The 12,199-nt window shown below is 70.4% G+C and carries 11 protein-coding genes; 9 read left to right on the top strand and 2 right to left on the bottom strand.

The annotated features are described in order from the left end of the window. Window positions 1-284 precede the first annotated feature (284 nt). The 3 genes from BLQ49_RS13645 to BLQ49_RS13635 are packed head-to-tail and all read left to right on the top strand — an operon-like array spanning window position 285 to window position 2,799. Window positions 285-1,235, top strand: coding sequence for a lipid kinase (locus tag BLQ49_RS13645; protein ID WP_091716443.1), 951 nt, complete (start codon window positions 285-287; stop codon window positions 1,233-1,235). Then, entirely contained in the window at window positions 1,232-1,996 is a 765-nt protein-coding gene (locus tag BLQ49_RS13640) for a TerC family protein (RefSeq protein WP_091716442.1), read from the top strand. The genes BLQ49_RS13645 and BLQ49_RS13640 overlap by 4 nt, the downstream gene beginning before the upstream one ends. Further along, the gene (locus BLQ49_RS13635; RefSeq protein WP_091716441.1) at window positions 1,996-2,799 is read left to right on the top strand and encodes a transporter substrate-binding domain-containing protein; all 804 of its coding nucleotides are present in this window, start codon (window positions 1,996-1,998) and stop codon (window positions 2,797-2,799) included. Before BLQ49_RS13640 ends, BLQ49_RS13635 begins: the two co-directional genes overlap by 1 nt. A gap of 184 nt (window positions 2,800-2,983) precedes the next feature. On the opposite strand, the gene leuS is transcribed toward BLQ49_RS13635, so the two are convergent. Then, a complete protein-coding gene (leuS, locus tag BLQ49_RS13630) occupies window positions 2,984-5,566 on the bottom strand; it encodes a leucine--tRNA ligase (protein ID WP_091716440.1) in 2,583 nt (860 codons plus the stop codon). Between the two features lie 452 nt (window positions 5,567-6,018). On the opposite strand from leuS, the gene BLQ49_RS13625 reads away from it, so the two are divergent. Then, entirely contained in the window at window positions 6,019-6,726 is a 708-nt protein-coding gene (locus BLQ49_RS13625) for a YggS family pyridoxal phosphate-dependent enzyme (RefSeq protein ID WP_091716500.1), read from the top strand. 3 nt (window positions 6,727-6,729) lie between these two features. Here the strand turns inward: BLQ49_RS13625 and BLQ49_RS13620 are convergent, their stop codons facing one another. Continuing rightward, window positions 6,730-7,296: a L,D-transpeptidase family protein gene (locus BLQ49_RS13620; RefSeq protein ID WP_091716439.1), complete on the bottom strand. Its 567-nt coding sequence runs from the start codon at window positions 7,294-7,296 to the stop codon at window positions 6,730-6,732. A 366-nt stretch (window positions 7,297-7,662) separates the two neighbouring features. Between BLQ49_RS13620 and BLQ49_RS13615 the strand changes: the two genes are divergently transcribed. The 5 genes from BLQ49_RS13615 (at window position 7,663) to BLQ49_RS13595 (ending at window position 12,155) form a co-directional block, all read left to right on the top strand. Then, window positions 7,663-8,349 carry a response regulator transcription factor gene (locus tag BLQ49_RS13615; RefSeq protein ID WP_091716499.1) on the top strand — a complete coding sequence of 229 codons (687 nt, stop codon included), beginning with the start codon at window positions 7,663-7,665 and terminating at the stop codon, window positions 8,347-8,349. A 64-nt stretch (window positions 8,350-8,413) separates the two neighbouring features. Next, complete coding sequence (locus tag BLQ49_RS13610) at window positions 8,414-8,905, top strand: cyclic nucleotide-binding domain-containing protein (RefSeq protein WP_091716438.1); 492 nt, start codon at window positions 8,414-8,416, stop codon at window positions 8,903-8,905. A gap of 50 nt (window positions 8,906-8,955) precedes the next feature. After that, complete coding sequence (dapD, locus tag BLQ49_RS13605; protein ID WP_091716498.1) at window positions 8,956-9,801, top strand: 2,3,4,5-tetrahydropyridine-2,6-dicarboxylate N-succinyltransferase; 846 nt, start codon at window positions 8,956-8,958, stop codon at window positions 9,799-9,801. An 85-nt stretch (window positions 9,802-9,886) separates the two neighbouring features. Continuing rightward, window positions 9,887-10,744: an alpha/beta fold hydrolase gene (locus BLQ49_RS13600; protein WP_091716437.1), complete on the top strand. Its 858-nt coding sequence runs from the start codon at window positions 9,887-9,889 to the stop codon at window positions 10,742-10,744. Window positions 10,745-11,267: 523 nt separating this feature from the next. Then, window positions 11,268-12,155 (top strand): acid phosphatase, encoded by an 888-nt coding sequence (locus BLQ49_RS13595; protein ID WP_091716436.1) that lies wholly within the window; start codon window positions 11,268-11,270, stop codon window positions 12,153-12,155. The last annotated feature ends 44 nt before the right edge of the window (window positions 12,156-12,199 follow it).

The raw sequence follows: 12,199 nt of genomic DNA, 5'->3' as shown, positions 1-12,199 counted from the left end.
CGCGCCTGCGTGGGGGACGAGTTCCACGAACGGTTCGGGCGCGCCTTACATCCTGCCCGATCGTACGGCGGCGACCAGCCCTGGATTGCGGGGATGATGGGGTTGCGTTCGTGCGTTTGGGTACCAAGTCGGGGACAGTCACGGTCGAGGTCGATCTCGGCTCTGGGCGTTCCCTGGTTTCATCCGTTCGCTCCCCCGCCGCCCTCCGAGGATTCTGTGGTCCGACCCGACACCGAGGCCTATCCGACCCCGCGATCCCCGACCCTAAGATCGAGGAGCCGCCGATGAGCGCTGCACCGCGCCGGGCCCTGCTGATCTGCAACGCCAAGGCTCGCAACGGCGGCCTCGACCTCGACGAGGTCCGCCGGATCCTGCGCGCGGGCGGCATCGAGCCGGTGGAGCCGCCGCCGGACGCCGATTGCCGCGAGGAGATCGGCAAGCAGGCCGGGGCGGTCGACCTCGTGATCCTCGGCGGCGGCGACGGCACCATGAACTTCGCGGCCCCCGCTCTGGTGGAGAGCGGCCTGCCGCTGGCCATCCTGCCGCTCGGCACGGCCAACGACCTCGCCCGCTCCCTCAACCTGCCGCTCGATCCCCTGGAAGCCGCCCGCTTCATCCCGACCGCGCAGGCGCGGCCGGTCGATCTCGGCTGGGTCAACGGCCACTACTATTTCAATGTGGCGAGCATCGGATTCTCGGCGGAACTCGCGGGCGAGCTGACGGCGGACGCGAAGAAGACGTTCGGCGTGCTGGGCTACGCGGTGGCGGCGATCCGGGTGCTGCGCCGGGTCCGGCCCTTCACGGTGACGATCGAGCACGACGGCGTGGTGGAGAAGGTCACCACCATTCAGGTCTCGGTCGGCAACGGCCGGCACTACGGCGGCGGCATGACGGTCGCGGAGAGCGCCTCGGTGGATGACGGCAAGCTCGATTTCTACAGCCTGGAGATCAACCATTGGTGGCGGCTGATCGCGCTGCTGCCCGCGCTGCGGCGGGGCACGCACGGCCGGGCCGCCGACGTGCGCGCCTTCGAAACCCAGGAACTCCGGATCTCGACCCGCCGGCCCCGCCCGGTGAACACCGACGGCGAACTGACCACGCACACGCCCGCCCATTTCAAGGTCGTCCCGAAGATCCTGCAGGTCTTCGCCCCCGAGCCGGTGCGCGGTCCGAGCCCGTTCGACCTCCTGGCGCTGGGCAGCCGCCTGTTCCCCAGCAGCGAGGGCCCCCAGTGACCGACCTGATCCAGCTCGCCAGCCAGCCCGCCGTCTGGGCCGCCCTCGCGACCCTCGTGGTGATGGAGGTGGTGCTCGGCGTCGACAACCTGATCTTCATCTCGATCCTGACCAACAAGCTGCCAGCCGAGCAGCAGACCCGGGCCCGGCGCATCGGCATCGGGCTGGCGCTGGTGTTGCGGCTCGGGCTGCTGGGCACCGTCGCGTTCATCGTGCACCTGACCGAGCCGGTCTTCTCGGTGTTCGGCCAGGACTTCTCCTGGCGCGACCTGATCCTGATCGGCGGCGGCCTGTTCCTGCTCTGGAAGGCCACCAAGGAGATCCATCACAGCGTCGATCCCGATCCGGAGACCCAGGAATCCGGCGGCGGCGGCCTCGGCTTCGGCGCGGCGATCGGCCAGATCCTGCTGCTCGACCTCGTGTTCTCGATCGACTCGATCATCACGGCGGTCGGCATGACCGAGCATGTGCCGGTGATGATGGTGGCGGTGATCATCGCGGTCGCGGTGATGCTGATCGCCGCCGAGCCGCTCTCGGCCTTCATCGCCCGCAACCCCACCGTGGTGATGCTGGCGCTCGGCTTCCTGATCATGATCGGCATGGTGCTGATCGCCGAGGGTTTTGGGGCGCACGTGCCGAAGGGCTACATCTACACCGCCATGGCGTTTTCGGCCGGTGTCGAGGGCCTCAACATGCTGGCGCGCCGCCGCCGACGCGGCAGCAAGGGGGCGGCGCCGACGGGTCAGGTCGAGCGGGCCTGATGCGGATTCTTGCGGCGGCGCTCTGCGGGCTTCTCCTCCCGGCCCTTGCCCACGCGGAGACGACGCCCATGCCGCCCGTGTCCCTGACGCCCGATCCCGCGATCCTGCACGATCTCGCCCCCACCGGCACCCTCCGGGCGGCAATCAACCTCGGCAACCCGGTGCTGGCGCAGGCCGGACCGGATGGGCCCATGGGGGTCTCGGCTGACCTCGCCCGGGCGCTCGCCGCGCGGCTCGGCGTGCCGGTGACGTTCGTGACCTTCCCGGGGGCCGGCGCGGTCTCGGGCTCGGCAGGGTCGGGGAGCTGGGACATCTGCTTCCTGGCGATCGACCCCAAGCGAGCCGAGGGCATCGCCTTCACGGCGCCCTACGTGCTGATCGCCGGCAGCTACCTCGTGCTGGAGGCTTCACCAATCCGGTCCCCGGAGGCGGTCGACCGCGACGGCGTGCGGGTCTCGGTGGGTCGCGGCAGCGCCTACGACCTGTTCCTGAGCCGGAGCCTCAAGCACGCGACCCTGGTGCGGGCGCCGACCTCGGCCGAGGCGGTCACGGCCTTCGCGCGGGACGGGCTGGAGGTGGCGGCCGGGGTGGCGCAGCCGCTCGCCGCCTATGCGACCACGCATCCGGAGGTGCGGCTGCTGCCGGGGCACTTCATGGAGATTCCGCAGGCGATGGGTTTGCCGGTCGGGCGCGCGGCGGGGGCGGCCTATCTCGCGGCGTTCATCGCGCAGGCGAAGCGGGATGGGCTCGTGCGCCGCGGCCTGGAAGCCAGCGGTCAGGATCCGGGATTGGCGGCGCCGTAGCTTATAGGGCGGCCATCCAACTCTCGACCTCATCCTGAGGTGTGAGCGCAGCGAGCCTCGAAGGAGGGCTCCAGGGATCGCACGCTGGCTGAAGGTCTCCTTCGAGGCCTCCGCTGCGCTCCGGCACCTCAGGATGAGGTGCCGGTTGGGAGTGCGCCGGCCAGGGTCGCCGCCGCCCGACGCGTCACACCACCAGATTCACGATCCGCCCCGGCACCACGATCACCTTCCGGGGCGCCCGCCCCTCCAGGATAGTCTGCACCGCCTCCAGCGCCAGGGTCGCGGTCTCGACAGCCTTGGCGTCGGCGTCCCGCTTCACGGTGACGTCCGCCCGCTTCTTGCCGTTGATCTGGACCGGCAGGGTGATCTCGTCCTCGACCAGAAGCCCGGCCTCCGCCTCCGGCCAGGGCGCCTGCGCGACGAGACCCGGGCGGCCCAGCACCGACCAGCATTCCTCCGCCAGATGCGGCATCATCGGGGCGATGAGCTGAACCAGGATGCCCGCCGCCTCCTTGGCGACCGCCGGCGAGACCGGGCCGCGCAAGCCATCCTCCAGGGCGTTGGCCAGGGTGTAGATGTGGGCCACGCAGCGGTTGAAGCGCAGGCGCTCGATATCGTCCTGCACGGAGGCCAGCGCCCGGTGGGCGGCCTTGCGCAGGGCGAGATCCGCGGCGCCGTCGCCGGTGGCCTGCCCGGCGGCGTTCACCAGCCGCCAGACCTTCTGGACGAAGCGGGCCGCGCCCTGCACGCCCTCCTCGGTCCAGATCACGTCGCGCTCGGGCGGCGAGTCGGAGAGCATGAACCAGCGCGCCGTGTCGGCCCCGTAGCTCGCGATGATGTCGTCGGGATCGACCACGTTCTTCTTCGACTTCGACATCTTCTCGATCGGGCCGATCGCGATCGGCGCCTGAGTTTTCACGTGAAACGCGCGGCGCTCGCCCTCCTCGGTGGCGAAGCGGATCTCGGCCGGGGGCACCCAAGCGCCGGCCGCGTCCTTGTAGGTCTCGTGCACCACCATGCCCTGCGTGAACAGGCCGGCGAACGGCTCGGCAACGCCGGCCCAGCCGGTCTCGCGCATCGCCCGCATGAAGAACCGGGCGTAGAGCAGGTGCAGGATCGCATGCTCGATGCCGCCAATATACTGGTCCACCGCCAGCCAGCGATCGACCACGGCGCGGTCGGTGGGAGCGTCCGTGAGCCAGGGCGCGGTGAAGCGGGCATAGTACCAGGACGAATCGACGAAGGTGTCCATCGTGTCGGTCTCGCGCCGGGCCGGGGCGCCGCATTGCGGGCAGGCCACGTTGCGCCACGCGGCGTCCCGCTCCAGCGGGTTGCCGGGCTTATCGAAGGAGACCTCCTCGGGCAGCTTCACCGGCAGGTCGGCTACCGGCACGGGGACCGGCCCGCAGGACTCGCAGTGGATGATCGGGATCGGGCAGCCCCAGTAGCGCTGGCGCGAGACGCCCCAGTCGCGCAGGCGGAACTGCACCTTGCGGGTGGCGACCCCCTCCCCTTCCAGGCGCCGCGCCACGCTCTCGAAGGCTGCGTCGGTGCTCAGCCCGTCGAGGAAGCGCGAATTGATCATCCGCCCGTCCTCGACATAGGCGGTGTCGGTGATCACGAACGTCGCCGGGTCCTGGCCCTCGGGGCAGACCACGGGCGTGTTGCCGAGCCCGTACTTGTTCGCGAAATCGAGGTCACGCTGGTCGTGTGCCGGGCAGCCGAACACGGCGCCAGTGCCGTATTCCATCAGGACGAAGTTCGCCACGTAGACCGGCAGCTCCCAGGACGGGTCCAGGGGATGGCGCACGGTGAGCCCGGTGTCGAAGCCGTGCTTCTCGGCGGTGTCGATCGCGGCCTGCGCGGTGCCGGTGCGGCGGCACTCCTCGATGAAGGTCTGGAGCGCAGGCCGGTCCGCGGCCAGAGCGGCGGCGAGCGGATGGTCGGCGGCGATCGCCAGGAACTTGGCACCGAACAGCGTGTCGGGCCGGGTCGTGTAGACGGTCACCGAATCGGCGGCGCCGGCCACCGGCCGCGCCAGGGCGAACCGGACCTCCAGCCCCTCCGAGCGGCCGATCCAGTTCTTCTGCATCAGCCGGACCTTCTCCGGCCAGCGATCCAGCCCGTCGAGGGCGGTCAGCAGATCCTCGGCGAAATCGGTGATCTTGAAGAACCACTGGGTCAGCTCGCGCTGCTCCACCAGGGCGCCGGAGCGCCAGCCGCGCCCGTCGATCACCTGCTCGTTGGCCAGGACCGTGTGGTCCACCGGGTCCCAGTTCACCTTGGCGGTGCGGCGGGTAACGAGGCCCTTGTCCAGGAAGTCCAGGAACATGCGCTGCTGGTGCTTGTAGTAGTCGGGATCGCAGGTCGCGATCTCCCGGCTCCAGTCGAGCGACAGGCCCATGGCCTTCAGCTGGTCGCGCATCGACGCGATGTTGGCGTAGGTCCAGTCCCGCGGGTTGACCTTGCGCTCCATGGCGGCGTTCTCGGCCGGCAACCCGAAGGCGTCCCAACCCATCGGGTGCAGAACGTTGAAGCCGCGGGCGCGCTTGTAGCGGGCCACCACGTCGCCCATCGCGTAGTTGCGGACATGGCCCATGTGGATGCGCCCCGACGGATAGGGGAACATCTCCAGCACATAGTATTTCGGGCGGGGGTCGGAATTGTCGGTCTCGAACAGGCGCTGCGTGGCCCAGGCCTCCTGCCAGCGCGGCTCGGCATCCTTGGCGTTATAACGCTCGACGGGTTGGGTGGTCGTGCTGGTCATGGATCCGGCGGGGTCAGGGGCTCGTCGGTCGTTCCGCGGAACGACGACGGCACGGTTGCGCCGCGATAGCATATCTGCGCGGGAGCCGGTCAACGCAGCGCGCGATTCGGGCTTGCGTGGGGCGCGCGAGCGCATAGGTCCGCCGAGACGAGAAACGAGATGGCCTCAATGCCGGGGTCATCCCATCCACCCCCTCATCCTGAGGTGCCCGCGTCAGCGGGCCTCGAAGGAGGGTTCCAGAGATCGCGCGGCCGGCTGGAGGACTCCTTCGAGGCCTGCGCTGCGCGCCGGCACCTCAGGATGAGGGGATGGATGGGAGAGCTGGCCTTTCGGCACGGCCCGCATCGCTATCGTCTTGGCACCGTGGGACGCAGAGTGGCGCCCGACAGCGACAGGACAGGCACGCCATGGACGATCAGGCGATCGACACGAACGCCCCGGTGACGGACGGGATGGGGCACCGGACGGAAAAACCGCCGGTCGGGCAGGCCGATGTGGCCGCCGGGCTCGCCGAGGTGCGGGCGGCGATCGCCCAGGCGGCCGAGGATTCGGAGCGCGACCCGTCCGAGGTCCAGCTGGTCGCCATCTCCAAGACCGTGCCGGCCGAGGGCATCCTGCCGGCGCTCAGGGCGGGGCAGCGTGTGTTCGGTGAGAACTACGTGCAGGAATCCACGGCCAAATGGCCGGCTTTGCGTGATCGCTATCCGGATGTGGAGCTGCACCTCGTCGGGCCGCTGCAATCCAACAAGGCCCGCGAAGCCGTGGCGCTGTTCGACGTGATCCATTCCCTGGATCGGCTATCGCTGGCGGCAGCTCTTGCCAAGGAGATCGACCGGTCCGGCCGGACCCCGAAGCTGCTGATCCAGGTCAACACCGGCGCGGAGCCGCAGAAGGGCGGCGTTCTCCCGGACCAGCTCGCCACGCTGCTCACCGAATGCCGCGAAACGCACGGGCTGGCGATCCAGGGGCTGATGTGCATCCCTCCCGCGGAGGATCCGCCCTCGGCGCATTTCGCCCTGCTGGCCCGGTTGGCCAAAGAGCACAACCTGCCGATCCTCTCCATGGGCATGAGCGCGGACTTCCCGGCCGCGATCCAGCTCGGCGCCACCCATGTCCGGGTCGGGACCGCCATCTTCGGGGCGCGGCGGCCGAAGACGTAGAAATCAGCCGATCCGCAGATGCGTCTGTGGCCCGAGACGGCGGATGAGCCGCAACAGGTCCGCCCGGGCCAGCGCGACGCAGCCCTCCGTGGGGCGATAGCCGTCCCGGGCGATGTGCAGGAAGATCGCTGAGCCCCGCCCCTTCCGGATCGGACCCCGGTTGTAATCAAGGTCGATCACCACGTCGTAGAGCCCGTCGTCCCGCCACATCGCTTCGGCGCTTACCCCCGGTGCCGGCAGGGGAAGCGGCCGGTTGTAGCGGCGGTCGCGGCGATCGTCGCACCACCCGTCCCCCGGTCGGGTCGCCCGCAGGGGCAGCGCCGTGCGCGGGCGGATCCGGAGGTGGTCCGGCCGGTAGGCGCCGCCGCGCAGCCGGAACCGCCCGCGCGGTGAGCCCCCATCGCCCTCGCGCTTGTCGCTGACGATGCCGCCGGCACCGAGCGCGCAGGGGATCACCGCCGGCCCGACCAGCAATTGACCCCGGCTCCTGTTGCCCACCACGGCCCGCACACGGATCTCCCGGACCGTCACGCGGACACCCGCAGCCTGTCCACCGAAGCGCCGCCGCATGTCCCCCCTCCTTCACTCGTAGCACCGCCCGCCCGGCGCGCTTTATGGCCGATCACCGCCGGTTGACCGATAAAAATTGCGCACAAGCCAATTTCCAGCCAGAAAGGCTGCACTATCCTTGGCTGGATCCTGGACTTCCGCGCCGGGATTCGGAAGGATTCTCGTCCGTGGCCTGTCGCGGGCCGGGCCCCTTCCGGTCCCGGTTCGGCTGGCCTGGTCACCGCATCCATCCCGGTGGGAAACACGGATGCGGACACGAAGCCTCCGCAGAATCACCGCGATCCTGCCGAGAACCGTCAGTTATCGCGCGCTGCGGCCGGGGCGGATCGCCCGCCCCTGTCGATGGCCTGCCCTGGGACCCGGACGATGCCGAATGCCTACCGCCTGCTGATCTGCGACGACGACGCGATCCTGCGCGACACCCTTACCGAGCAGCTCGACCTCTGCGAGGAATTCTCGGTGGTCACCGAGACGAACGCCGCGGACGCGATCCGGCGGGTGGCCGCGGAGCGCATCGACCTCGCCGTGATGGATGTCGGCCTGCCCGACCTCGACGGGCGCGAGGCCGTGCGCCGGATGCGCGCCGGCGGCTATCGCGGCCCGGTGATCATGCTCACCGCCCAGGATTCCGAGACCGACCATGTCGAAGGGCTGGAGGCCGGCGCCAACGACTACGTCACCAAGCCGTTCAAGTTCGGCATCCTGCTGGCCCGGATCCGCGCCCACCTGCGCAGCCATGAGGCCTCCGAGGATGCGGTGTTCCAGATCGGCCCCTACACGTTCCGGCCTGGCGCCAAGCTGCTGGTCGGCGAGCGCGGCTCGAAGCTGAAGCTCACCGAGAAGGAGACCGCGATCCTGCGCTTCCTCTACCGGGCGGGCCGGGCCGTGGTGAACCGCGACACGCTGCTGGCCGAGGTCTGGGGCTACAACGCCCACGTCACCACGCACACGCTGGAGACGCATATCTACCGGCTGCGCCAGAAGATCGAGCCGAACCCGGCCACCGCCGCCATTCTGGTGACGGAGGGCGGCGGATACAAGTTGCTGCCCTGACGAAAAGACGTTTACCGTATAGGCGATCAATCGAGTCGCGTATGCGCAGGGTGGTGAGGCGTTCTTGGGGCTCGACGACGATATCGCGATCCTCGCAGCCGCGCCGCTGTTCGGGTTCCTCGATCGGGATGCCCTGCGCCTGCTGACCTTCGCGGCCGAGCGCCGCGACCTTGCCGATGGCGACTTGCTGTTCGCCCGGGGCGATCCGGCCGATGGCGGTTTCGTGGTGATGTCGGGCACGATCCGGCTACCGCCCCGCACCGGCGCGGGCGAGGCGGTGCGGGCCGGGCGATCCGCGCTGATCGGCCAGCTCGCCCTGTTCGTACGCGGTACGCGCCCCACCGAGGCCCGGGCCGAGGGCGCCGCCGCGGTCATGCGGATCACCCCGACGCTGATGCGCCGTGTGTTGGAGGAGTTCCCCGATGCCGCGCAGGCCGTCCACGACACTCTGGCGGACGACCTCGCCGGTCTGGTGGCCGACCTCGATCAGGTGCGGGCGCTCCTCGTGGCGATCGACGGCATCTCCTCAGGTGACAGCCCCGGTGCCCGCTTGTAAGCACGGGCACCCGCCACGAGAGTGTTTCGACCTTCATGTCCCAGGCCGGCATGCCCCATTCCGATCTCGCCCAGACCATCGAAGCCGCCTGGGAGGACCGCGCCAATATCTCGACCGCCACCCAGGGCGCGGTGCGCGAGGCCGTCGAGGCGGCGCTCGACCTGCTCGATTCCGGCAAGGCCCGGGTCGCTGAGAAATCCGGCGACCAGGATTGGGTCGTCAACCAGTGGCTGAAGAAGGCGGTGCTGCTCTCCTTCCGCCTCAACGACATGGCGACCATCGAGGGCGGCCCCGGCGGCGCGCCCTGGTGGGACAAGGTCGCCTCCAAGTTCGCCGGCTGGGGCGAGGCCGAGTTCCGGGCCGCGGGCCTGCGCGCGGTGCCGGGCTGCTTCGTGCGCCGCGGCTCCTACATCGCCCCGGGCGCCGTGCTGATGCCGAGCTTCGTCAACCTCGGCGCCCATGTCGGCGAGGGGACGATGGTCGACACCTGGGTGACGATCGGCTCCTGCGCGCAGGTGGGGAAGAACTGCCACATCTCCGGCGGCGCCGGCATCGCGGGCGTGCTGGAGCCGCTCCAGGCCAACCCGGTGATCATCGAGGACGACTGCTTCATCGGCGCCCGCGCCGAGGTGGCGGAGGGCGTGATCGTCGGCCAGGGCAGCGTCCTGTCGATGGGCGTCTATATCGGCGCCTCCACCAAGATCGTGGACCGCACCACCGGCGAGGTGATGTATGGCCGCGTGCCGCCCTACTCGGTGGTGGTCTCGGGCACGATGCCCGGCAAGGCCCTGCCGGACGGCTCGCCCGGCCCGGGCCTGTACTGCGCGGTGATCGTCAAGCGCGTCGATGCCGGCACCCGGTCGAAGACCGCCATCAACGAGTTGCTGCGCACCTGACGCGCGTTGCCGTCAGCCAGGGCTTTGCCCTGGCGACCCACCCAAGGGCACGGCCCTTTGGGATCCCCGATCGGTGGAAAGCCGGATGGAAACGCAGGCGCTGAACCTCACGGTGGCGGGTCGGCCGGTGCCGACACCCTGCGACGGGATCGGGCAGGGGCCGGAGGCGCTGCTGCTCCCGGCCCTCTCGACCATCTCGGCGCGGGCTGAGATGCAGGCCCTCGCCCGTGCACTTGGGTCCGACTACCGTTGCCGCATCCCCGATTGGCCGGGCTTCGGCGCCCGTCCGCGGACGCGGGTGCCGCTGGCCCCGGAGACGTTCCACGCCTTCCTGGACGCGCTGCTCGACGCCGCTCCGGGCCCCTATGCGCTCGGGGTCGCAGCTGGCCACGCCGCCGGCTATCTGGTCGCGGCGGCGCGGCGCCACCCAAAAACCTTCGGCCGGCTGGTGCTGGTGGCACCGACCTGGCGGGGGCCGCTGCCCACCGCGATGCCGGACCGCGCCCACTGGTTCCCGCGCATCCGGCGGGCCGTGGAGGCGCCGCTCCTCGGCGAGGTCCTCTACCGGATCAACATCAGCCCGCCGATCATCGGCCGGATGATGCGCGCCCACGTCTTCGCCGATTCCGCCCGGGTGACCCCGGCTCTGATCCGCGAGAAGCACGCCATCACCCGCCAGCGCAACGGCCGGTTCGGCACCGCCGCCTTCGTGACCGGCGGTCTCGACCCGGCGGCGAGCCGCACGGAGTTCCTCGACCTGTTCACAGAGACGCTTCCGCCGATCCTGGTCCTGCGCCCCGAGGGCGCCCCGCGCCGCTCGGGCGCCGAGATGGACGCGCTGATCGCCTCCGGCCGGGTGACGGGCGCCGTGATCCCCGGGGCGCTCAGCCCGCACGAGGAGCACCCGGACGCCGTCGCGGCCGCGATCCGGAAGCCTGTCTGATCAGAAATCCGGGGTTTCCCAAGGGCGAGCCCTTGGGCAGGGGTTCGGGGGCGGAGCCCCTGAGATCCGGGCGCTGCCCTGGACCCGCGAAAGGTCTCGACCTTCCGAACCCGGGATCGAGGCGCACTTGGGTCAGCCGGGCTCCGAGGGTTCTTGGGGCGGGCACCCGGGGAGGTGCCGGCCAACGCGAACAGGGTTTCGTCCTCGTCCAGCGGCGTGAACATGCCGACCACGTCGTTGAGCCAGTCCCGCTCGAAGCCCATCCGCTCGGCGACGCGCCGGACCGACGGGGCGAGGGCGACAGGCTTCGAGGAGTCGGGCGCGGTCGAGCTGCTGAGCCATCGGGGGGGGGCCGGAAACGGTTCGCTCAGGGTTCGCGCCTTCGGCCGCCGGGCTCAACAGCGGGAATCCCGCCCCTGGACACGATCCCCCCGCCTGTGCACGGACTGATCGGGCTGGCTGAACCGTTCGTCCGGCAGCGCGGGGGCATCCCGCGGAAGCGTCCGACAGAGCCCCGGATCCGATGATGCGCCTCCCGCTCCGCCCTGCCTTCCCTTCGGCGATCCTCGTCCTTCTGCTGGCATCCGCTATCCCGGCCCAGGCCGAAGAGGCGCCCCGCCCTGCCCCGTCGGCGCAGCCCTCGGCCCCGCCCTCCCTCGGCGCCGATACGCTCAAGCCCGGCAAGCCGGCCGTGAAGCCCTACCTCGCCGACGCGGCGCTGCCGGACGCGGTCCAGATCCTGCCGCCGCCGCCCGGCCACGACGCGCCCCTCGACAAGGCCGACCGGGCGGCCTTCGCCAACACCCGCGCCCTCAAGGGCAGTCCCCGCTGGGAGATCGCCGCCAACGACGTGGCGGAGGGTGCGGCGGCGGTGCTGGAGAACTTCGCCTGCGTGCTCGGCACCCGGATCGACCAGGCCCGGGTGCCGGCCGTGATCAACCTGCTGGAGCGCGCCCGCCTCGACCTCGCCCATGCCACTCGGGGTCCGAAGGTTCATTACCGGCGCCTGCGCCCCTTCGTGGGTAACGAAGCGCCGATCTGTGTGCAGCGGACCGAGAAGCTCGCCGACAGCTTCAGCTACCCGTCCGGCCACGCGACGCAGGGCTGGGCCTACGCGCTGATCCTGGCCGCCCTGGTGCCCGAGAAGGCGACGCCGATCCTGGTGCGCGGGCGTGCCTATGGCGAGAGCCGAGTCGTGTGCGGCGTGCACTGGCTCAGCGACGTGGTGGCGGGACGCCTCACCGGCACGTCGGTTTTCGCCGCCCTGATGGGCGATCCGACCTTCCGGGCCGATCTGGAAAAGGCCCGCGCCGAGCTCCGCGCGGCCATGACGGGGGCCGGGACGCCCCCCGATCAGGCCATCTGCAGCCGGGAGACAGAAGCCTTGCGCGAGCCGCCGCTGGACTTCTAGGCTCGAATCGTTCCAGATTTTAAGTCTTCTAAGTGTGTGATTTA

The organism is Methylobacterium phyllostachyos (assembly GCF_900103445.1).
GTDB classification, from domain to species: Bacteria; Pseudomonadota; Alphaproteobacteria; order Rhizobiales; family Beijerinckiaceae; genus Methylobacterium; species Methylobacterium phyllostachyos.
This window is presented reverse-complemented; position numbering and strand designations above follow the sequence as displayed.